15 protein-coding genes are annotated in these 21937 nt (G+C 64.0%); 7 read left to right on the forward strand and 8 right to left on the reverse strand.

Translation table 11 applies throughout. The annotated features are described in order from the left end of the window. Positions 1-97: 97 nt before the first annotated feature. Together FCE95_RS10760 and dinB are read left to right on the forward strand one after the other, a co-directional pair. Entirely contained in the window at positions 98-4711 is a 4614-nt protein-coding gene (locus FCE95_RS10760) for an RHS repeat-associated core domain-containing protein (protein ID WP_189644729.1), read from the forward strand. Positions 4712-4920: 209 nt separating this feature from the next. After that, on the forward strand, positions 4921-6009 hold the full coding sequence (dinB, locus tag FCE95_RS10765; protein ID WP_137267016.1) for a DNA polymerase IV: 1089 nt from the start codon (positions 4921-4923) through the stop codon (positions 6007-6009). On the opposite strand, the gene FCE95_RS10770 is transcribed toward dinB, so the two are convergent. Both FCE95_RS10770 and FCE95_RS10775 read right to left on the reverse strand, forming a co-directional pair. Further along, complete coding sequence (locus tag FCE95_RS10770; protein WP_137267017.1) at positions 6000-6377, reverse strand: TfoX/Sxy family protein; 378 nt, start codon at positions 6375-6377, stop codon at positions 6000-6002. The two genes, dinB and FCE95_RS10770, sit on opposite strands and share 10 nt — an antisense overlap. Next, complete coding sequence (locus tag FCE95_RS10775; RefSeq protein ID WP_137267018.1) at positions 6374-6856, reverse strand: GAF domain-containing protein; 483 nt, start codon at positions 6854-6856, stop codon at positions 6374-6376. Before FCE95_RS10775 ends, FCE95_RS10770 begins: the two co-directional genes overlap by 4 nt. Before the next feature lie 64 nt (positions 6857-6920). Here FCE95_RS10775 and FCE95_RS10780 point away from each other — a divergent pair, with 64 nt between their 5' ends. Beyond that, entirely contained in the window at positions 6921-7658 is a 738-nt protein-coding gene (locus FCE95_RS10780) for a TMEM175 family protein (RefSeq protein ID WP_189644730.1), read from the forward strand. Continuing rightward, positions 7655-8347 (forward strand): dethiobiotin synthase, encoded by a 693-nt coding sequence (gene bioD, locus FCE95_RS10785; RefSeq protein WP_137267020.1) that lies wholly within the window; start codon positions 7655-7657, stop codon positions 8345-8347. Before FCE95_RS10780 ends, bioD begins: the two co-directional genes overlap by 4 nt. 180 nt (positions 8348-8527) lie before the next feature. Here bioD and FCE95_RS10790 read toward each other — a convergent pair whose 3' ends face one another. From FCE95_RS10790 to FCE95_RS10800, 3 genes are read right to left on the reverse strand one after another with little or no spacing between them, the layout of a single operon-like run. Continuing rightward, positions 8528-11710: an efflux RND transporter permease subunit gene (locus FCE95_RS10790; protein ID WP_137267021.1), complete on the reverse strand. Its 3183-nt coding sequence runs from the start codon at positions 11708-11710 to the stop codon at positions 8528-8530. 57 nt (positions 11711-11767) lie between these two features. Further along, entirely contained in the window at positions 11768-12958 is a 1191-nt protein-coding gene (locus FCE95_RS10795; protein WP_137267022.1) for an efflux RND transporter periplasmic adaptor subunit, read from the reverse strand. Then, positions 12945-13724 carry a TetR/AcrR family transcriptional regulator gene (locus tag FCE95_RS10800; protein WP_189644731.1) on the reverse strand — a complete coding sequence of 260 codons (780 nt, stop codon included), beginning with the start codon at positions 13722-13724 and terminating at the stop codon, positions 12945-12947. Before FCE95_RS10800 ends, FCE95_RS10795 begins: the two co-directional genes overlap by 14 nt. 234 nt (positions 13725-13958) lie before the next feature. Between FCE95_RS10800 and FCE95_RS10805 the strand changes: the two genes are divergently transcribed. Next, positions 13959-15122: an efflux RND transporter periplasmic adaptor subunit gene (locus FCE95_RS10805; protein ID WP_137267024.1), complete on the forward strand. Its 1164-nt coding sequence runs from the start codon at positions 13959-13961 to the stop codon at positions 15120-15122. A 6-nt stretch (positions 15123-15128) separates the two neighbouring features. Continuing rightward, positions 15129-18257 carry a multidrug efflux RND transporter permease subunit gene (locus FCE95_RS10810; RefSeq protein ID WP_137267025.1) on the forward strand — a complete coding sequence of 1043 codons (3129 nt, stop codon included), beginning with the start codon at positions 15129-15131 and terminating at the stop codon, positions 18255-18257. Positions 18258-18368: 111 nt separating this feature from the next. Here the strand turns inward: FCE95_RS10810 and FCE95_RS10815 are convergent, their stop codons facing one another. Further along, positions 18369-18881: a MarR family winged helix-turn-helix transcriptional regulator gene (locus FCE95_RS10815; RefSeq protein WP_137267026.1), complete on the reverse strand. Its 513-nt coding sequence runs from the start codon at positions 18879-18881 to the stop codon at positions 18369-18371. Between the two features lie 87 nt (positions 18882-18968). Between FCE95_RS10815 and FCE95_RS10820 the strand changes: the two genes are divergently transcribed. Continuing rightward, positions 18969-20468, forward strand: coding sequence for an alpha/beta hydrolase (locus FCE95_RS10820; protein WP_137267027.1), 1500 nt, complete (start codon positions 18969-18971; stop codon positions 20466-20468). A gap of 437 nt (positions 20469-20905) precedes the next feature. On the opposite strand, the gene FCE95_RS10825 is transcribed toward FCE95_RS10820, so the two are convergent. After that, positions 20906-21307, reverse strand: a complete 402-nt coding sequence (locus FCE95_RS10825; protein ID WP_137267028.1) for a phasin family protein — start codon at positions 21305-21307, stop codon at positions 20906-20908. Positions 21308-21528: 221 nt separating this feature from the next. Continuing rightward, positions 21529-21882 carry a 6-carboxytetrahydropterin synthase QueD gene (gene queD / locus FCE95_RS10830; RefSeq protein ID WP_137267029.1) on the reverse strand — a complete coding sequence of 118 codons (354 nt, stop codon included), beginning with the start codon at positions 21880-21882 and terminating at the stop codon, positions 21529-21531. Positions 21883-21937 lie beyond the last annotated feature (55 nt).

Below are 21937 nucleotides of genomic sequence, written 5' to 3' on the forward strand. Positions count from 1 at the left end.
ACGTTTGACCGACGTCCGGCCCTGTCGAGATTCCGTTCGACGCGCTGAAGGCGCAGAAAGGATCCGCAGGGCAGCGGCTCTATTGCTATTTGTAAGCTTGCTGCTGCCGGCAGCGACGGTATTCGCCCAAGAAAGCGGCCGTGCTTGGACGACGTCCGTCAACGGCGCGGGGACTTTCAATACCGTGCCGGAGGCCGAGGCGATAATCAGGGCGCAATACGGCTCCGACCTGGTCTTGAAGAGTCAGCAGACGCAGGACGGCAATACGACGCTGACTTACTGGCGGGGACGTAAAGGGCCGGCATCCGGAGCTTGGGGCTACAGCAGAATCGCTCCCGGAACTCCGACTAAATTTCAAACGGAACAAGAGTCCGTCGACGATGCCGTTCAATACTGGTCGCAGTGGCGAGACTGCCCCGTATCAGTTACGAGCGAGGGCGGCTGGGTATCCACTGGAACTTGGTCGGATGGACAAAGCAATTACGAAAAAAAGATATACAAGATCGGGCACTACAATGACGGCGGCAATGGCAGCGAATGCACGCGCCATGTGGTCGATACGCAGGAGATGCATCGCAGCCGCGATATTTCATGTCCTTCGGGTTTCCTCTGGGATGGCGCGGAGTGGGGGTGCGTCAATCCAACGCGCGGCTATATTTACTCGAAGCAATTGCTCGCCTGCAGTCCGTGCTCGCACGTCGGCGATCCGGCGGATGTGACGACCGGCGAACTGTACGAATCGGAGCAGGACTTCGACTTGGGATGGGTCTCGCTCACGCGCTACTACCATTCCGGAACTTCTATAGCGCTTAGCGGACTCGGAAACGGCTCCTGGACGCATTCGCACAATCTGCAGATATCCTTCAAGGACGGAAATCCAGTCGGCTTGATGCGCGGCAACGGCGCCCAGGTGGGCTTCCGCGCGTCGGGCGGCGCTTTCGAAGCCAACGATGGTAGCGGCGATAGGATAGAGAACGACGGCGCCGGCAATTGGGTGCTCGAGCAGTCGGACCGCACCTTGGTATTCGATGCCAAGGGCCGCCTGGTAGGGCAGTGGATGGAGGACGGAAGCGCGCTCTCCTACGCCTACGATGCCGCAGGACGGCTCATCTCCATCAAGAACGAGTCAGGGCGATCTATCGATTTCCAATACGCCAATGCGTATGGCGAGGCGCAGATCAGCGCGATCAGGATCGCTGGAACGGTGCTGGTGTCCTATACGTACCTCAACGGCAAGCTCGCTTCGGCAAGCTATCCCGGAGCGGGCGCGAGGATGTACCAATACGACGATGCTCGCTTCGCCACTCATCTGACGAGCATCAAAGCGGAAGATTCGCGTCTCTACAGCACCTTCGTTTACGACGCGAAGGGGCGGGTGCTGTCAAGCGAACATGCAAATGGCGCCGACAGGACAGAATTCACGTATACCGCGCAAGGCGGCGCAGTGGCCAAGGACGCGCTTGGCCATGAGACAAACTATGAATTGACCGCGAGCAGCCCCACCGATCTGCCGAGAAAGTTGTCGAACGTATCCGATGGCGTCGCGTCGACGAGCCGGACATACAACGACGAATCCACCGACTTCCGTCGCCGCCTGAAAACCGTCAACAGGAACGACGTCCAGACCAGCTACGGCTATAGTGAGAGTACACTGGACGGTCAGGCGGTCAAGATCGAAACCATAGAAGAAGCTGTCGGCAAACCAGAGAAACGCACGACGGTTACATACCGCGATCTGGCCACCAATCGGCTTCTATTGAGCGAAGCGGGCAACCGCAAAACCCGTATCGCCCGCAATAGCCGGATGCAGCCGACCCAGGTAACGGTCACGGACGCCGCTACCGGCGAGAGCCGTACCACGACCTACACCTACTGCGAGCAAGCCGACGTCACGGCCGGGACGTGTCCCTTGATCGGGCTCGTTATCAAAGTCGACGGCCCGCGCACGGACGTCAGCGATATCACCACTTACACCTATCGGGCCAGCGACGAGCCGACTTGCGCATCGAGTCCGGCGGCGTGTCCGTACCGAAAAGGCGATGTGTGGAAGGTCGCCAGACGGGTATCGGACACATTGAGCCTCATAGAGGAAACTCTCAGGTACGACAGCGCCGGCCGTCCGCTGTCCGTCAAGGACGCCAACGGCGTGATTACGGACTACGAATACACTTCTCGCGGACAACTGACCGCTCGCAAGTTGCGAGGCGCCGACAACGCCACCGAAGCCGACGATCAAATCGCGCGCATCGAGTACTGGCCGACAGGCTTGGTGAAGAAGATCACAGACCCGACCGGTGCGTCCAGCAGCTTCGCGTACGACGACGCCCAGCGCCTGACCGATATCGCCGATCAGGACGGCAACACCGTGCACTACTCGCTCGACAATGCCGGCAATCGCAAGACCGAGGAAGTTAAGACGGCGGCCGGCGTAACCAAGCGCAGCCTTTCCCGCACCTATAACGCGCTGGGCCAGATGGAAAGCCAGTCCGACGCCGATCCGACACCCAATGTGACGCGCTATACCTACAACAAGAATGGCGGCCTGGAGACAGCGACGGATCCCTTGGCTCATCGCGCCCGGCAGCAATACGATGCCTTGGATCGCCTGAAGAATACGCTCGAAGACGAGACCGGCCTCAGGGTCGCGACGAGCTACGAGTACGATGCCCTGGACAACCTGACTAAGGTCAACGATCCGCGGCAGAAGACCACTACCTTCACCTACAACGCCTTCGGCGAGGTGATCCAGGAGGTCAGCCCGGATCGCAAGACCACTACGTACACCTACGATAGCGCCGGTAACCTGAAGACGAAAACCGACGCCCGCAACGTCAAGTGGGAGTACAGCTACGACGCGCTCAACCGCCTGGCCAGGATCTACACCGCGACCGGCAATCGAGAGCAATTGTGGAGCTACGACAATTGCGGCAGTTACGGCAAAGGACGGCTGTGCGCCACCGGCATCATCGGGACCAACGTCCTGTTCGACTACGACCGGTTCGGCAACCTCAGATTGCGGCAGGACCAGATCACCGGCAAGGAAGGAGCGGGCGTCAGGAGCGCCTATTACACCTATTACACCTACGATGTCGCGGGACGGCTGACCGCTATCCAGTATCCCGATGGAATGAAGGTCGGTTATGGCTACGACGAGGACGTGCCGACCTCGATGAAAGTGACGATCGGCACGGTGGAGAGCAATGCCGTTACCGGAGCAACCTACGAACCTTTCGGGCCGGCCAACAGTTGGACGTATGGCAATGGCTTGAAGCGTCTGATCGGATACAACAAGGACGGGCAGCCCGATGCGATTAGCGTCGACAACGGTCCGCTGCAAAGCCTGACCTATGCCTTCGACGGCAACAACCGCATCGACAAGATCACCAATGCCGGCAATCCGGGCACTACGCAGGACTACGACTACGACGGCGTCTCGCGCCTGCAGCAGTTCAGCACCGGTTTCAACGACACCCTGACTTACACCTACGATGGCACAGGCAACCGCACTAAGATGGTGCTCAGCGGGAAGTCCAGCCGGACCGATATCTATGCTGTCGAGAGCGACAGCAATCGGCTGAGCTCAATTAGCGGCGGACAGACCGCGGCCTTCGGCTACGACGCAGCCGGCAATACGACCAGCGCCTATGGTTTGACCTTAGCCTACAACGGTTTCAATCGGTTGCAGTCGGTCAGCAGGAACGGGGTTCAGGTTGCGGCGTACCAGTACAACGTCTTCAACGAGCGCACGTTCAAGACAGCCCCGCAAGGGGACTTCCGTTACGTCTACACGCCGGATAGCCGGCTGCTGAGCGAGCATCAGGACAACGGCGACATCTGGACGAATTATCTGTGGTTCGGCGACGAGTTGGTCGGCCTGGTCCGGAACGGGCAGATTTACTACGTCCACAACGATCATCTGGGCCGGCCCGAGATCGCGACGGACGCCGCGAAAGCGGTGAAGTGGCGGGCGAACAACTATGCGTTCAACCGTTCGATCGGCCAGGACGCGATCGGCGGCTTGAATGTAGGTTTCCCGGGCCAGTATTACGATGCGGAGACTGGCTTCTGGTACAACATCAATCGGTACTACGATTCGAACACGGGCAACTATTTGCAGAACGATCCCATTGGTTTGGCGGGAGGGATCAATACCTATGCATATGTGGGACGAAATCCTGTTAACCGACTAGATCCGCTTGGCTTGGCTGAGTGTTCGTTGATATTCAGTAATGGCCAAGGGCGGCTTAAATGCACCCCAACTAACCCTGAAAATAGCGCAGTTGACATTCCAGTTGCATCCGGAAATAACGGCGCAGGAACAAATTGCAAAAACAATCCCGATTGCGATGCAGATGTAGGGCGTGGCCCGATCCCAAGAGGGTGTTGGAAATGGACGAACGGTTGGACATCAAAACCAAATGGGCGCGTGCTTGAGCCGTGCGAAGGAACAGAGACGCATGGAAGAACTCTAATTCGTTCTCATAGTTGTATAAATGCTTTCGGCCCTTCTAAGACTGGGCCATTTTGCTCTGAAGGATGTGTTACTGGATCGGCAGCCGACATTCGACTCCTCAATGCATTGATCGATGCGGAGCCGGGGTCAACATTACAAGTGGGGCCTAAACCGGAAGCGGCAACTGCCCAGCAGAGGAGCGGCGAAGATATGATCAGGGCTTTGTTACTTCTAGTGATATCAGGTGTGAAAAAATGAATAGTGGTGCGCCAGCGCTATCTATTGAATTGGCGAGGATGAGGATTTCTTGCGTTCCTCAAGGTCGGGGTAGCGGGGAGGGTTCGCGCCATATTTAAACCATGCTAGGGCGCGGCGCTTGTTTTGGGTCGCTGTCCAGGCCATGGCTTGTCGCCAACTGATTCGCACAGTATTGGCGACCAGTTTTTGGGGTGGCGCATAATCCCCGCGTGCGCAAGATCATCCACATCGACATGGACGCCTTCTACGCTTCGGTCGAACAGCGCGACGATCCGGCGCTGCGCGGCCGGCCGGTGGTGGTCGCTTGGCGCGGCGCGCGTTCGGTGGTGTGCGCGGCTTCGTACGAGGCGCGCAAGTTCGGGGTGCGTTCGGCGATGCCGGCGGTGCGCGCCGAGCGTCTATGCCCGGACGCGGTGTTCGTGCCGCCGGATTTCGTGCGCTACAAAGCGGTGTCCCGGCAGGTGCGCGAGATTTTCCTGCGCCATACCGACTTGGTCGAACCGCTGTCGCTCGACGAGGCCTATCTCGACGTCACCACGCCTAAGACCAATCTGCCCAGCGCGACCGCGATCGCCGAGACGATCCGCGCCCAGATCCGCGAAGAAACTTCGCTCACCGCTTCGGCCGGCGTGGCGCCGAACAAGTTCCTGGCCAAGATCGCTTCGGATTGGAACAAGCCGAACGGACAGTTCGTGATCCGCCCGCAGCAAGTGGAAGCGTTCCTCACCCCGTTGCCGGTGGCGCGCATTCCCGGCGTCGGCAAGGTGATGCAAGCGAAGTTGGCCGAGTGGGGGATCGAAACGGTCGGCGACTTGCGCGCGCGCCAAGCGGACGAGCTCGAACGGCGCTTCGGCAGCTTCGGCCGGCGCCTGTACGAACGCGCGCGCGGCATCGACGAGCGGCCGGTGGAACCCAATCAGCCGGTGCAATCCATTTCCGCCGAGGACACGTTCGAACGCGATGTGCCGCTGGAGGAATTGGAACCGGCGATACGCAGCCTGGCCGAGAAGGCTTGGCAGGCTGCGCGCCGCACCGAGCGCATCGGCCGCACCGTGGTGCTGAAGTTGAAGACCGCGCAGTTCCGGATCCTCACCCGCAGCCACACGCCGGAATCGCCGCCGGCGTCTTTGCAGCAATTCGCCGACATCGCCGTGTCGTTGCGCGACCGCGTCGATTTGCCCGCGGATACGCGCTATCGGCTGGTGGGCGTAGGCTTGGGCGGATTCCGCGAACGCGAAATTCCTTTCGCGCAAAGCGGGCTATTCGATCCGGACGACGATTCCGCCGATCAATCGTGATCGGTGTCGCCGCCGGAAGGCTCGTCGAAGAAGCTCGGCATGGGCGCGGCCTCTTCTTGCATGTTGGTGGTGGTGACCGGCGTGGCGGCCGGTCGGCCGCGCGGCGGCGGCAGTTTGGCGATGGCCGCTTCGGCGGCTTGCACCAGTTCGTTGCGGCGCGCTTCGGGCACGTCCTGCCAATGGCAATCCTGCAGGGCGCCTTCCAGCGCGTACAGCAGGTTGAGGCTGGGTTTGAAGCCGGCGCGCTTGACCCGCATGAACGCTTCCAGCGCGCCGGCGGCAGCTAGGTCCTCGCGCGTGCGCAAGCCGACCTGGCGCAACCAGGCCGCGCTCTTGGGTCCGATGTTCCGCAGCTTGACAGCGCTCATGCCGACGACTCCAGGAATATCGAGGCGATCCGTTCCAGGCCGCGCTGGTCGTCGCGATCGAAACGTGCGGGCACCGGGCTGTCGAGATCGAACACGCCGATCAGTTCCTCGCCGCGGAACAAGGGCACCACCAGTTCCGAACGCGAAGCCGCGTCGCAGGCGATGTGACCGGGGAACGCGTGCACGTCCTCGACGAGTTGGGTCTGTCCGCTGCGCGCCGCCGCGCCGCACACGCCGCGGTCGAGCGGGATGCGCACGCAAGCGGGCAAGCCTTGGAACGGGCCGACGACCAATTCGTCGCCGTCGTAGAAATAGAAGCCTGCCCAGTTCAATTCGGGCAGCGCGTGGTAGACCAGCGCGGACAGGTTGGCGGCGTTGGCGATGCGGTCGCGCTCGCCGGCCAGCAACGCCTGCGCCTGTTCGGCCAGCTGGGCGTACTGTTCCGGCTTGCCGCCGCTTAGACTCTGGGCTGCGAACATGGGTCCTCCGCCCTGCAGTGTATCAGCGGGACGGTGCGGATCGGGGCAGGGCGGGAGCGGAAAGATGGACGTAGACAGCGAATCCGGGGCCTCAGCGCGCACGCGCGACGGTTTCCGCCACCGCGGCCGCGAAGTGACGCGGCTGGAGGCCTTCGTCGATGCGGCGTTCGCGTTCTCGGTGACGCTGTTGGTGATTTCGGTCGATTCGATCCCCGACAGCATGGCCGCCCTGGCGCTGGCGCTGAAAGGCATCCCGGCCTTCGCCGCGAGTTTCGCGATGATCGCGATGTTCTGGAACGCGCACGCCAACTGGAGCCGGCGCTACGGTTTGGACGACGGCGCCAGCAAGCTGCTCAGCCTGGCGCTGGTGTTCCTGGTGCTGGTGTACGTATATCCGCTGCGCATCCAGTTCGGCGTGCTGTTCGGTTGGATCAGCGGCGGTTGGCTGCCGTTTCCGGTCAAGGTCGGCAGCGTCGCCGACTTGGGTTTCATGTACCTGGTGTACGGGTTGGCGTTTTCGACCATGTCGCTTTGCGTAGCCGGCTTGTACGCGCATGCGCGCCAGCGCCGCGGCGAGCTCGGCTTGGATGCGCAGGAGTCCGCGTCGACCTCGGCCGAGGTGGCGGTGTGGCTGTATTTCGTCGCGATCGGCGTGCTGTCGATCGTGCTGGCCATGGCCTTGCCGGATAGGCCGACGCCGTTGCAGCTCAGCCTGCCCGGCTGCGTCTATTTTCTGCTCAGTTTCACCGGCATCGTCGGCGCGCGCGTGCAGCGGCGCGCGGCGGCGAGGAGCTCGGCATGACCGTCGCGTTCTACGTTACGGGCACCGATACCGGCATCGGCAAGACCGTGGCGAGCGCCGCGCTGCTGCATGCGTTGCGCGCGCGCGGGTTGCGCGCGGCGGGCATGAAGCCGGTGGCCAGCGGCTGCGAGCGCATCGATGGCGAATGGCGCAACGAGGACGCGTTGGCGTTGCGGCGGGCGAGCGATCCGGCGCCGGACTATGCGGACGTCAATCCTTACGCGTTGCCGGAGGCGACCGCGCCGGAATTGGCGGCGCGCGCGGCGGGCGTCGATATCGGATTGGAATCGATCGCCGCGGCCTACCGCCGGCTCGCATCGCGCGCCGATGCGATGATCGTGGAGGGCGTCGGCGGCTGGGCGGCGCCTTTGTCGGCGGAATTGGATCAAATCGACGTGGTTCGCGCGCTGGAGTTGCCGGTCGTGCTGGTCGTGGGACTGAAGCTGGGTTGCATCAACCACGCCAGGCTGAGCGCGCGTGCTATCGCAGCCGACGGCGTCCGGCTCGCCGGTTGGATCGGCAACGACGTCGATCCCGATCTGCCGCAAGCCGACGATTATTTCGGGCTGTTGGCGTCGCGCATCCCGGCGCCGTGTCTGGGCCGTCTGCCGCATGCGCCCGGCGCGGACGCGGCCGCACTGTCCGCGCACCTCGATTGCGCTCCCTTGCTGGCGAACCGCTTTTCGTAGAGTCGAGCCTGCTCGACTGCTTTTCGTTCCGTTGCAGGAAAGCAGCGGAGCAAGCTCCGCTCTAAACAAGCCGAGCAAGAGCACTCGAGCGGGCTCGACTCTACAAAAGCGAGAGCGATGGCGCCAAAAAGAACGGGCGCATCGCTGCGCCCGTTCCGGTTCCGCTTTTTGCGACGTAGCTTACGCCGCGTGCGGTTCGGGTCCGCCGTGCGGCGCGTCGCTTTCGGCTTGCGCGGCCTTCTCGCGATCGCGGTCGTGCGCATGGTCGCGCGCCAGGAACAGATAGAACGCCGGCAGCACGAACAGGGTGAACGCGGTGCCGATGGTCATGCCCGAGGCGATCACCACGCCCATCGAGAAGCGCGAGGCCGCGCCCGGACCGGTGGCGATCAACAGCGGGATCATCGCGAACACCAATGCCGCGGTGGTCATCAGCACCGGGCGCAAGCGGATCGCGGTGGCTTCTTCGATCGCTTCGCGCTTGGACAGGCCCTGTTCGCTCTGCAGCTTGTTGGCGAACTCCACGATCAGGATGCCATGCTTGGAGATCACGCCGACCAGCGTCACTAGCCCCACCTGGGTGTAGATGTTGATGCTCATGCCGGGGAAGGCTTCGATCTGCGCGATCTGCAAAATGCCTGCCAGGATCGCCAGCACGTTCAGCGTCAGCAGCGCGCCGCAGATCGCCATCGGCACGGTGAGCAGCATGATCAGCGCATCGCGGAAGCTCTCGAACTGCGCCGACAGCACCAGGAAGATCACGATCAGCGCCAGCGCCAGGGTCAGCAGCATGGCCGAGCCTTCTTGCTTGAACTGGCGCGATTCGCCGGCGTAGTCGACGCTGTAGCCCTGCGGCAGCACTTCCTTCGCGGCCTGGTCCAGGATCGCCAGCGCCTGGCCCTTGCTCACGCCGGGGCGCGGCGCGAACGTGATCGACACCGCGTTCAACTGCTGGAAGCGCTTCAGCGACTGCGGCTGGGCGGTTTCCTTCAGGGTCACGATGGTCGACAACGGGATCAGTTGGCCGTCGCGGGTGCGGGTGTAGTAGTTCTGCAGCGCGCTCGCGTTCAACCGGTCGCTGCGCTGCACCTGCGGGATCACCAGGTAGGAGCGGTTCTGCATCGCGAAGCGGTTGGTGTAGCCGCCCGACAGCATCGCCGACATGTCGGCCGCCAGGGTGCGCATGTCGATGCCCAGCGTGGCCGCCTTGTCGCGGTCGATCTGCACCTCGATCCGCGGCTTGTCGATCTTCAGGTCCTTGTCCAGGAAGATGAAGCGCTTGCTCTCGTAGGCCTTGGCCAGGATCGCATCGGCCAGTTCGCTGAGCTGGCTCAGTTCGCCCACGCCGCCGATGATGAACTCGCCGCCGCCGTCGCCGCCCGCGCTGGGCAGGGAAGGCGGAACCAGCGCGAACACGTTGAGGCCGGTGACCTGGCTCATCTGTGGCTGCAATTCCTGCTGCAGCACCGCGTTGGTCGACTTGTCGCGTTCGCTCCAGGGCTTGAGCACGAAGCCAGCCATCGCGCTGGGGCTGGCGCCGCCGCCGCTGCCGCCGAAGCCGCCGTTGAACAGGAAGAAGCCGTCCACTTCCGGCACGCCCTTGGCGATCTTGGTGATCTCCTCGGTGTAGCGTTCCACATAGTCCAAGGTGGCGTACGGATCGGCGTTGCCGATCGAGAAGATGAAGCCCTCGTCCTCCAGCGGCGCCGGTTCCTTGGGCGCGGTGATGTAGAGGAAGGCGCAGGAGATCAGCACGATGATGCCGAACACGGCGATCACCGACTTGGTCTCCAGCGCGCCGTGCAGCTTGCGCTGGTAGCCGTGGCGCAGCCAGTCGAAACGCGCGTCGAGCCAGGCTTCGAGCTTGCCCTTGCTGCCTTCGGCGTGCGGCTTGAGGATCTTCGCGCACATCATCGGCGACAAAGTCAGGGCGATTACGCCCGACAGCAGCACCGATCCGGCCAGGGTGAACGCGAACTCGGTGAACAGCACGCCGGTCAGGCCGCCCTGGAAGCCGATCGGCAGGTACACCGCCACCAGCGTGGTGGTCATCGCCACCACCGGCCACGCCAGTTCCTGCGCGCCCTTGATCGCCGCATCGTAGGGCGACATGCCCTCCTCGATGTGGCGATGGATGTTCTCCAGCACGATGATCGCGTCGTCCACCACGATGCCGATCGCCAGCACCATCGCCAGCAGGGTCAGCAGGTTGATGGTGAAGCCCATCAGCAGCATCAGGAACAGCGAACCGATCAGCGACAGCGGCACGGTCACCGCCGGGATCAGCACGCTGCGCAGCGAGCCCAGGAACAGGAAGATCACCACGATCACGATGATCACCGCTTCGACGATGGTGCTGACCACTTCGTCGATCGCGTCCTGGATCGCTTCGGTGCTGTCGTAGGGGATCGACGGGGTGATGCCCTGCGGCAGCTGCGGCACGATCTGCCCGTCCCACAGCTTGCGCACTTCCTTGATCACGTCCAGCGAGTTGGCGTCGGGCGCGACGAAGATGCCCATGAAGGTGGCCGATTGGCCGTTCATGCGCACCGAAGTGCCGTAGCTCTCCGAGCCGAGCTGCACGTCGGCGACGTCGCCCAGGCGTACGATCGCGCCGTCCTGCTCGCGCACGACCAGCTTGCGGAACTCTTCCGCGTCGCGCAGGTCGGTGCGCGCGGTCATGTCGATCGCGACCATCTGGCCCTTGGTCGAACCCACCGCGGACAGCACGTTGTTGTTCTGCAGCGCGTTGGCGACGTCGCTGGCGGTGACCTTCAGCGCGGTCATGCGGTCGGGTTTCAGCCAGATCCGCATCGCGAACGTGCCGGCGCCGAGGATGTCGGCGCGCTGCACGCCGGGAACGGTGACCAGCTTGGGCTGGATGACGCGGGTGATGTAGTCGGTGATCTGGTTGTTGTTGAGGGTGTCGCTGGCGAAGGACACGTACATCGCCGCGATCTGCTGGCCCTGCTGCAGGTCGATCACCGGGTCCTCGGACTCCGGCGGCAGCTGGCCGCGCATCTTGTTGACCTTGGCCGCGATCTGGGTGAGCGCCTCGTTCGGATCCTGGTCCAAGCGGATGTAGGCCTGGATGGTGCTGATGCCGGCCGAGCTGGTCGAGCTCATGTACTCGATGCCCTCGGCGCTGGCGATCTCGCGCTCCAGCGGCGTGGTGATGAAGCCCTGGATCAGGTCCGCGTCGGCGCCGTAGTACGTGGTGCTGACGTTGACCACCGCGTTGCGCAGCTCGGGATACTGGCGCACGTTCAATTCGCTGAACGCGCGCAGCCCGAACAGCAGGATGAACAGGCTGACCACGATCGCCAGCACCGGTTTGTTGATGAAGATATCGGTGAATTTCATCTGAAATCCTCTCCCTCTCCCGCTTGCGGGAGAGGGTTGGGTGAGGGTGCGGGAAGATCAGCGGTTTTCGGTCTTCGGCTGCGCTTCCGCAGTCGGCAGGACCTTGTTGTTGATCGTCACTTCCGCATCGTTGCGCAGCTTCAGCAGACCGCTGGTCACCACCTGCTCGCCCGGCTTCAGGCCGTCGGTCACCGCGATCAGGTCGCCGCGAGTGGCGCCGGTCTTGACGAAGCGCTGGGTGACGATGAGCTTGTCGCCCGTTAGCGGCTTGCCCTGCATGTCCTTCTCGCCTTCGGCGCGCTTCTTCTTGGTGATCACGTACACCGCGTTGCCGTAAGGATTGAAGCTGACCGCGGTCTGCGGGATCACCACCACGGTGCGTTCGCCGCCCAGCGCGAAGCCGACGTGCGCGAACGTGCCGGGACGCAGATTGCCCTCGGCGTTGTCGAGCGTGGCCTGGACCTTGAAGTTGCGGGTAGCGGCTTCGACTTCGGGCTGGATCGCGGTGACTTCGCCTTCGAAGGTGCGGCCGGGCATCGCGTCCACGGTGGCGCGGACGCGGGTGCCGTTCTGCACTTGGCCCATCAGCTTCTCGGGCAGGCTGAAATCCAGGTAGATCGGATCGAGCGCCTGCAGGCTCACGATCGGGTCGCCGGGATTGACGAACTGGCCGAGGTTGACCTGGCGGATGCCGAGGAAACCGTCGAACGGCGCGCGTATGGTCTTCTGCGCGATCAGCGCGCGTTGGGCGTCGGCGTTGGCGCGGGCGCTGGCCGCCGCGGTGGCGCGTTGCTCCACCTCGTCCTGCGACACCAGCTTGTCTTGGCCCAGCTTGCGCCAGCGGTCGCGCTGCACCGCCGCCAGTTTGGCGGTGGCTTCCAGCGAATTCAGCGTCGCCAACTCGTTGGCGGTGTTCAACCGCACCAGCACCTGGCCGGCCTTCACCGGCTGGCCGGCTTCGAACTCGATCGACTTGACCACGCCGCCGGCTTCGGTGGTGACGTTGGTGCCGTTGATCGCGACGAAGGTGCCGACCGATTCCTCGTTGTCGCTCCAACGTTCCGACTTCGCCGTCGCCGCGGTCACCGCGGACGCCGGCTGCGGCATGTTGTCGAAGAAGTCGTTCATGCCCTTGCTCATGCCGGCCTTGACGAGGAACACGCCGCCGAACACCACGATGGCGCCGATCAGCATCCAGATCATCCGTTTGCGCGTGGAGGGCTTGCGCGCGGGGTCATGCTTGGGCATGGGAAACATCCTTGAGGGAAGTAGAGTTGTGATCGGGCAGGTACGGCGACGGACAGCCGAATACCGCCTCGCTGACGCGTACGACCAAGGCGTCGACGGCGTCGTCGTCGACCGGATCGAACAGCGGCCGCCAGCCGTAGCCGTTGAGCAGGTATTGCAATTGCTTGAACAGCAGCCGGTACGGATCGCCGAAACCCTTGTGGTCCAGCAAACCGTCCTGCTGCAGCAGGGTGTACATGCCCAGGCACATCGCCCAGGGCCCGACCGTCAGCGCCTGCGGCGCCAGCGACATCGTCGCCGGCAGCTCGCCGTTGCGTAAGGCCTCGACCACGATGCCGTCGACCAGTTCGCTCAGCGGCGCGCTGGCTTCCAGCGCGCGCTGGCGGCTGGCTTCGGAAGCCGCGCCCCAAATAACGTCGGTCCACACGAACTGGGCTAGGCGGAAATGTTCGGGCTGGGCGCGGATCACCATCAAGTCGGCCAACGCCACCGCCAGCATGCGCTCGCGGGTCGGGCCGGCCCAGCGCGCGGCGCGTTCGAACAGTTCGACCCGGCTCAGGCAGTTGCGCGTGGCCAAGGCCACCAGCAGATCTTCCTTGCTGGCGAAATGATTGTAGAGCGTGCCGATCGCGTAGTCCGACTCCTCGGCGATGCGCGACATCTGCAGGCTGAGCAGACCGTCGCGCTGGATCAGTTCCTGGGCTTTGTCCAGGAACAGGCGCTCACGATCGGCGAGCTCGCGTCGACGGCGTTCCCGGGTGCTCATGGTCCTTGGCGCGGAGGTCGGTCCGAACGCGATTTTGAACATGGTTCACGAATTGATCAAGGCTTTCGCAGAGGATTCGCCGGATCCTTCGCATCGTCTAGAGGCGCGGTCGCACACGCTGAGAGGCGCGTGACTGAACGACGCGATCCGTCCTTACTTCCGGCACGGTCGCCGTCTCAGCCGAATGCTAGACTGAACAGTATAGAAAATAACAAGACCTTAAGAGGCTTCCCCATGCGCGTTTCCTGGTTTTCTATTTTGGCGGTATCGGCGGCGCTCGCCGCTTGCGGCAAGCAAGCCCCGCCTCCGGCCCCGCCGCCGCCGGAAGTCGGCGTGGTGACGGTCAAGCCCGCGAACGTGCCCTTGCAGAAGGATCTGGTCGGCCGCCTGGCCGCCTACCGTAGCGCCGACGTGCGCGCGCGCGTGCCGGGCGTGCTGCAGCGGCGCGCTTACGCGGAAGGCAGCGACGTGCGCAAGGGCCAAGTGTTGTTCGTGATCGATCCCGCCCCGCTGCGCGCCGCGCTGTCGCAGGCGCAGGCCTCGCTCGCGCAGGCGCAAGCCAATTACACCAACGCCAAGGTCGCGGCCGACCGCGCGCGCCAGCTGGCGCCGACCAACTTCATCTCCAAGTCGGACCTGGACAACGCCCTGGCCGCCGAACGCAGCGCCGCGGCCGCGGTGCAGGCCGGCAAGGCCAGCGTGGACAGCGCCCGCATCAATCTGGGCTATGCGAGCGTGGCCTCGCCGATCGACGGCCGCGCCGGCAAACAACAGGTCACCGAAGGCGCGCTGGTCGGCCAGGGCGACGCGACACTGCTGACGACGGTGGACCAGATCGATCCGCTGTACGTGAACTTCTCGCTCAGCATCGCCGAACTGGAGCAGGTACGCGCCGCGCAGGGCGGTCGGACGCAGAGCAAGGCCCAGGTGCAGGTGCTGCTGCCCGACGGCACGCCGTATCAGCGCATGGGCGAATTGGATTTCTCGGGCGACGTGGTCGACCCGGCCACGGGCGCGATCGCGTTGCGCGCGCTGTTGCCCAATCCCGACAAAACTTTGTTGCCCGGCACTTATGTGACCTTGAAAGCGACGCTCGGCGAACAGCAGAACGTATTCCTGCTGCCGCAAGCCGCGGTGCAGCGCGATGCGACCAGCGCCTACGTGCTGGTCGTAGGCCAGGACGGCAAAGTCGTGCGCAAGGACATCGTCACCGACCGCAGCCAAGGCAACCAGTGGGTGGTGCATCTGGGCTTGAACGCCGGCGATCAGGTGATCGTTTCCGGTTTGCAGAAAGCGCAGCCCGGCCAGCCGGCGAAGGCGACGCCGTGGCAGCCCGACAACGGCGGAGCGCCCGCAAACGCGCCGAAGAAGGACGAAAAGCCGGCGGCGAAGGCCTGATCCGTCATGTCCAAGTTCTTCATCAACCATCCCGTTTTCGCCTGGGTCATCGCGATCCTGATCACGCTCGGCGGCGTGCTCGCGATCCTCAACCTGGGCGTGGAGTCGTATCCCAGCATCGCGCCGCCGCAGGTGACGGTGGGCGCGAGCTATCCCGGCGCCAGCGCCGACACCACCGAGCGCGCGGTCACCCAGGTGATCGAACAGCAGCTCACCGGCATCGACAATCTGGATTACTTCAGTTCGTCGTCCAGCTCGAGCGGCCGCTCTTCGATCACGCTCACCTTCAAGGCCGGCACCAATCCGGACATCGCCCAGGTGCAGGTGCAGAACAAAGTGGCGCTGGCCACGCCGCGCCTGCCGTCGGAAGTGACTCAGCAGGGCGTGGTGGTGGCCAAGGCCAACGCCGGCTTCCTGATGGTGGTGGCGTTGCGTTCGAGCAATCCGGCCTACGACAAGAGCGCGCTGTCGGACATCATCGCCTCGCGCGTGCTCGACCAGATCTCGCGCGTGCCCGGCGTCGGCAGCACCCAGCTGTTCGGCGGCGAGTACGCGATGAACATCTGGCTCAATCCCGACAAGCTGCAAGGTTACGGCCTGTCCGCCAGCCAGGCGTTGGCCGCGGTGCGCGGCCAGAACGTGCAGTTCGCCGCCGGTTCGATCGGCGCCGAGCCTTCGCCGCAAGGCCAGGCCTTCACCGCGACGGTGTCGGCGGAAGGCCGCTACAGCACCGCCGAACAATTCGGCGACATCATCTTGCGCGCCAACCGCGACGGCACCACGGTGCGGCTGAAGGACGTGGCGCGGATCCAGAAAGGCGCTTCGGCCTACGGCTTCGATCTGAAGTGGAGCGGCACCCCGGCCGCGGGCTACGCGATCCAGCTCGCGCCCGGCGCGAACGCCTTGGGCGTGGCCGAAGCGGTGCGCGCGCGGATGGACGAATTGCAGGCGACGTTCCCGCAGGGCGTGACCTGGTTCTCGCCGTACGACAGCTCCACCTTCGTGAAGATTTCGGTCGAGGAAGTGGTCAAGACCCTGATCGAAGCGATCGTGCTGGTGTTCCTGGTGATGCTGATCTTCCTGCAGAACCTGCGCGCCACGATCATCCCGACTTTGGTGATCCCGGTCGCGCTGATGGGCACGTTCCTGGGCATGTACCTGATCGGCTTCACCATCAACCAGCTCAGCTTGTTCGGCATGGTGCTGGCGATCGGCATCGTGGTGGACGACGCGATCGTCGTGATCGAGAACGTCGAACGCATCATGACCGAGGAAGGCCTGTCGCCGAAGGAGGCCACGGTCAAGGCGATGGGCCAGATCACCGGCGCCGTGGTGGCGATCACCGTCGTGCTGGCCGCGGTGTTCGTGCCCAGCGCGTTCCAAGGCGGCAGCGCGGGCCAGATCTACAAGCAGTTCGCGATCACCATCGCGATGGCGATGGGCTTCTCCGCGTTCCTGGCGCTGGGCTTCACCCCGGCGCTGTGCGCGACCATGCTCAAGCCGACCGGCCACCACGAGAGCCGCAACTTCATCTTCCGCGGCTTCAACCGGATCTACGACGGGACGGTCAAGACCTACGTCGGCCACATCGGCAGCGCGGTGACGCACGCACCGCGCTGGATGATCGTGTTCGGCGCGCTGGCGGTGCTGTGCGGATTCCTGTTCGCGCGCATGCCGGGCAGCTTCCTGCCCGAAGAAGACCAGGGCTACGCGCTGGCGATCGTGCAGCTGCCGCCGGGCGCCACGCTGCAGCGCACCCAGCGCGTATTCGAGCAAGTGCGCGGCACGCTGGAGAAGCAAGAAGGCTACGAGGGCATGATGCAGGTGGCCGGCTTCAGCTTCGTCGGCCAGGGCGAGAACGTCGGCATGGCGTTCGTCAAGCTCAAGCCCTGGGACGAGCGCAAGATTACGGCGACCGAATTCATCCAGAAGGCGAACGGCGCGCTGTTCGGTATCCGCGACGCGCAGATCTTCGTGATCAACCTGCCGACGGTGAACGGCTTGGGCCAGTTCGGCGGTTTCGACATGTATCTGCAGGACCGCAGCGGACAAGGCCGCGCGGCCTTGGGCCAAGCGCTAGGCCAATTGCTCGGCAAGGCTTCGCAGAATCCGGCGCTGACCGGCGTGCGCCCGAACACGCTGGCCGATGCGCCGCAGCTGAAGCTGGACGTCGACCGTGTGCAAGCGCAGGCGATGGGCTTGCAGGTCAGCGACATCTACAGCGCCGTGCAGCTGATGCTGGCGCCGGTATACGTCAACGATTTCGTCGACGAAGGCCGCGTCAAGCGCGTGACCATGCAGGCCGACACCGCTTACCGCACCGGTCCGGAATCGCTGGGCCGTTTCTTCACTCCGAGCGCGGCTTCCGACGGTTCGGTCGCGGCGATGATCCCGTTGTCGAACATAGTCAAGTCGAGTTGGATCGTGGGCCCGCCGTCGCTGACCCGCTACAACGGTTACGCCGCCGCCGAAGTGGTCGGTTCGCAAGCGCCCGGCCACAGTTCGGGCGAGGCGATGAAGGTGATGCAGGAGATCGTCGACAACGATCTGCCCGAAGGCTTCGGCTACGACTGGACCGGCCAGTCCTACCAGGAAATCCTGTCCGGCAACCAGGCGCCGATGCTGATGGCGCTGTCGATCCTGGTCGTGTTCCTGTGCTTGGCCGCCTTGTACGAAAGCTGGTCGGTGCCGGTGGCGGTGCTGCTGGTGGTGCCGCTGGGCGTGCTGGGCGCGGTCGCGTTTTCGATGCTGCGCGGTTTGCCCAACGACATCTATTTCAAGATCGGCCTGATCACGGTGATCGGCTTGGCGGCGAAGAACGCGATCCTGATCATCGAGTTCGCGATCGAGCAGCGCCAGGCCGGCAAGCCCTTGCGCGAAGCGGTGGTCGAAGCGGCGAAGCTGCGTTTCCGCCCGATCCTGATGACCTCGTTCGCCTTCATCATGGGCGTGACGCCGCTGGCCATCTCCACCGGCGCCGGCGCCAATGCGCGGCACGCGATCGGCACCGGCGTGATCGGCGGCATGCTGTTCGCCACCTTCCTGGGCCTGCTGCTGATCCCGGTGTTCTACGTGGTGGTGCGGCGGATGCTGGGCGACAAATTGGACGAGAAGCCGGCCATCGCCAAGGATTGACGTAGACCGGGTCCGCGAAGCGAACCCGGAATCACGCCGCGGCAAACCGCGGTTACGCGTTCAACCGAAAAGCCCCGGGTTCGCTTCGCGGACCCGGTCTACGGGATGACGCTACGGCAGGCTGATGCGCAACTTGCGCAACAGTTTGGCCAGCTCCGCGCGTTCTGCCGCGCTTAGGCTTGCGAGGGCTTCATCGGCCTGATCGAAGCGCGCGACGATGGCTTTGTCTATCAATCTGCGGCCTTGCGCGGTCAGCGTCGCCGCCAGCGAACGCCGATCGCCGTCGTCGGCGCTGCGCGCGACCAGGCCGCGCGCCTCGAGCCGGTTCAGGCAGGCGGTCATCGCTCCGGAGGTGAGCAGCACGGATTTGCGCAAAGCGGTCGGCGTCAGCCGATAAGGCGCGCCCGAGCGCCTGAGCGTGGCCAGCACGTCGAGATCGGTGTAGTTGATGCCCGCTTCGCGCAGCCGTTCGCCGGCGCCCGCTTCCAGCAGCCGGCCCAGATGCAGGATCCGCCCGACCACGGCCATCGCCGACGCGTCCAGTTCCGGACGTTCGCGGCGCCAGTCGCGCAGCAGCTGGTCGACGATGTCGTGGTCCGCGCCGGTGGAAGGCTTTCTTGGCATAGCGTCATTATATATTCACATGAAGTATCTTGACATCAAGATATCTCGATGGAAGCATTGACGCACCCTACGAACCGGTGCCCGCGCATGCGTACGATCGTCCGGAGGCCGCTCTGGCGGCTGCTGCTCTCTTTGCTCTTGATCGCACCCGCCGCCGCCTTCGCCCAGCACAAGCCGGGCGAGATCGTCGTCGAACGCGGCACCGTTCGCGACGAACAAGGCAAGGCGGTGCCTTACGAAATCGGCACGCTGTACGTGCCGGAAAACCGCAGCAAACCGGGAAGCCGCCTGATCGGCGTCGGCTTCGCCCGGATCAAGTCGCCGCAGCCGACCGGCGCCCCACCGGTGTTCTGGTTGCCGGGCGGTCCCGGCCTCAGCGTGCTCGGCGCGTTCGCCAAGAACGACATGGGCAAACTACGGCTCTGGCTGAGCTTGACCGCCGTCGGCGACGTGGTGGTGGTCGAGCAGCGCGGCTACACCGCACGCGGCGAAATGCTGATGGCGCCGAGCCCGGCGTGGCCGCTGGACAAGCCCGCGTCGGTGCGCGCCTCAGCGGCGGCAATGCAGGCGCAGGCCAAGGCGGCCGTCGCCGCCAATCCCGACAAGGACCTGTCCGGCTACGACATCGGCGAGTTCGCCGCGGACGTCGACGATGTGCGCCGCGCGCTGGGCTACGGCAAGATCAGCCTGTTCGGCGGAAGCTTCGGCTCGCAATGGAGCTTGGCGGTGATGCGCCTGCATCCCGATGCCGTGGCGCGTGCGGTGCTTTCCGCCGTCGAGCCGCTGGACAACGGCTACGACATGCCATCGCATATCTATGCCTCGTTGCAGCGCATCGCCTACGACGCCGACCGCGATCCGGGATTGAAGCCATACCTGCCGCCGGGCGGCCTCATGGCGGCGGTGTCCGCCTTGCACGACCGCTTCGCGAAAGGCCCGGTCAGCGTGACCGTGCGCGAAAAGGACGGCAAGGCGCGAACGGTCGTGCTCGGCGCCGAAGACCTGCAGCAGGCGCTGTTGTCGCATACCGCCGAGGGCGAGCGCTGGCCGGCCTTCATCCTGTCGCTATATCACGGCCATTACGAAGAATGGGCGAGGGAAACGATCGACGATCGCGCGGCGTCCGAGACGATCATGATCGGCCCGCTGGCGGACAGCAGCCTGGGCGTCAGCGCCGAACGCGAGCATCGCTTGCGCACCGATCCGGCCGTCGCCTTGTTGGGCACGTGGAATTTCGAGGCCAACATCGCGTCGGCGCCGGATTGGCCGACCCGCGACATGGGCGACGCGGTGCGCAAGCCGGTGCCGAGCGACATCCCCATCGTGTTCGTCCACGGCGATTGGGACACCTCGACCCCGATCGACAACACGCTGGGCCTGCTGCCGTATTTCCGCAACGGCCACGCGATCCTGGTCCATCGCGGCGGCCACGATGGCACGATGTACCAGCTCCGCGACGACGATGCGGCGAAGCGGGCGGTCTTCGAGTTCCTGAAAACCGGACGCGGCGAAGATCTGCCGACAGAAGTCGCGCTGCCGCTGCCGAAATTCGATATGCCGGATTTCCCGGCGCCGGCTATGCGCTAAAGACGAGCGCCTATGCCGGCGACGCCCCTTTCATTTGCCGGGATAGGAAAACTCGCAGAGCGTCATGTTTTCTTCCTTGCTTTCCCAGCATTTCCAACATTCGATCTCGTTCGGGCCGATGCGTCTGCATCCATGCGACGTGTCGCCTGCCGAATCCGACCGGGGTTCGTAACCGTTATCCGTCTGCCGAGGCCGATCCGCCTCGGCTCTAGCGCTACCGATACCCAGAATCAAAACCAAGCCTAAAGCGGTGAGCGTTCTCATAGAATGTCCCATTGTCTTTTAGGAAGCGCCCGAATTCCCGGTTCGGATTCGGGCCTCATAAAGACGACAGACCGGATCGCGCCAGGCCATCGAACAAAAAAACCCGGCAGCCGAAGCTGCCGGGTTTCGTTTTTTTCCGATCGCGCGGGGAGAGGGCCGCGCGTTCCGAAGTCTTACTTGGCGGCGACCTTGCCGGCGGCCTTCACGACGCGCTCGGCGTTGCTCTGGGCCTGCTCGGAAGCGGCTTCGAACTGGCCCTTGGCGATCTGGCCGATGGCTTCGTTGGTCTTCAGCGTCTGGCCGTAGACTTCCTGGCCGGTGCTGATGGCGCGCTCGACGTTCTCGCGGGCGACCTGGATGCCGTTCGGCACGACGGCCTTCAGCGCTTCCAGATCGCGGGCTTCGACCAGCTGGCCGAAGTAGGCGAAAGCGGCGTTGGCGCTGTCGTTGAACGCGGCCAGCTGCAGGCCGAACACCTTCTCGGCGTTGTTCAGGGCCAGGCGGTTGATCTGGGCCGCCGTGTCCGCGAACTGACGGGTCGCGGCGGTGAACTGCTCGTTGAACTGCGGATACATGGCGGAACTCCTGAGGTAAATCGGCGGTTTGCCGGTTTGTGCGGTGCAGCATAGCTCCGGCTATGTTGCAATGCAACAACAAAGATATTTCAGGGTTCAGCTAACCGATAACTCGATATAAAACAGTTAGTTATGATAGTTATACCGATAGTCGGCGGCAGCCGGCTCAGGCGAATCCGGCCCTATATGCGCTTTTTTACCCCGATGTAAGCCGGCGCCGGCTAGCCGCGGTAGCGGCAGCCCGAGGTGCAGGTCTCGTGGACGACGATCTCGCTCAACTGCGGCAGCGCAGGCTTGAGCCGCTCCCAAATCCAGACGGCCAGCCGTTCGCTGGTCGGGTTTTCCAGGCCTTCGATGTCGTTGAGATAGTGGTGGTCGAGCCGTTCGTAAAGCGGCTTGAAGGCGGCTTTCAGGTCGGCGAAATCCATCACCCAACCGCTGCGCTCGCCTGGTTCGCCCGAGACGTGCACTTCGATCCGGAACGAATGGCCGTGCAAGCGCGCGCATTTGTGGCCTTCGGGCACGTTCGGCAGCCGGTGCGCGGCTTCCAGGGTGAAAACTTTGAAGATGTCCATGCCGCCATTCTCAGCCCAGGCTTGAGCGGCGGCAAACTCCCGTTGCCGTCATCCC

Source organism: Luteimonas gilva (assembly GCF_005239095.1).
Lineage (GTDB): Bacteria > Pseudomonadota > Gammaproteobacteria > Xanthomonadales > Xanthomonadaceae > Luteimonas_C > Luteimonas_C gilva.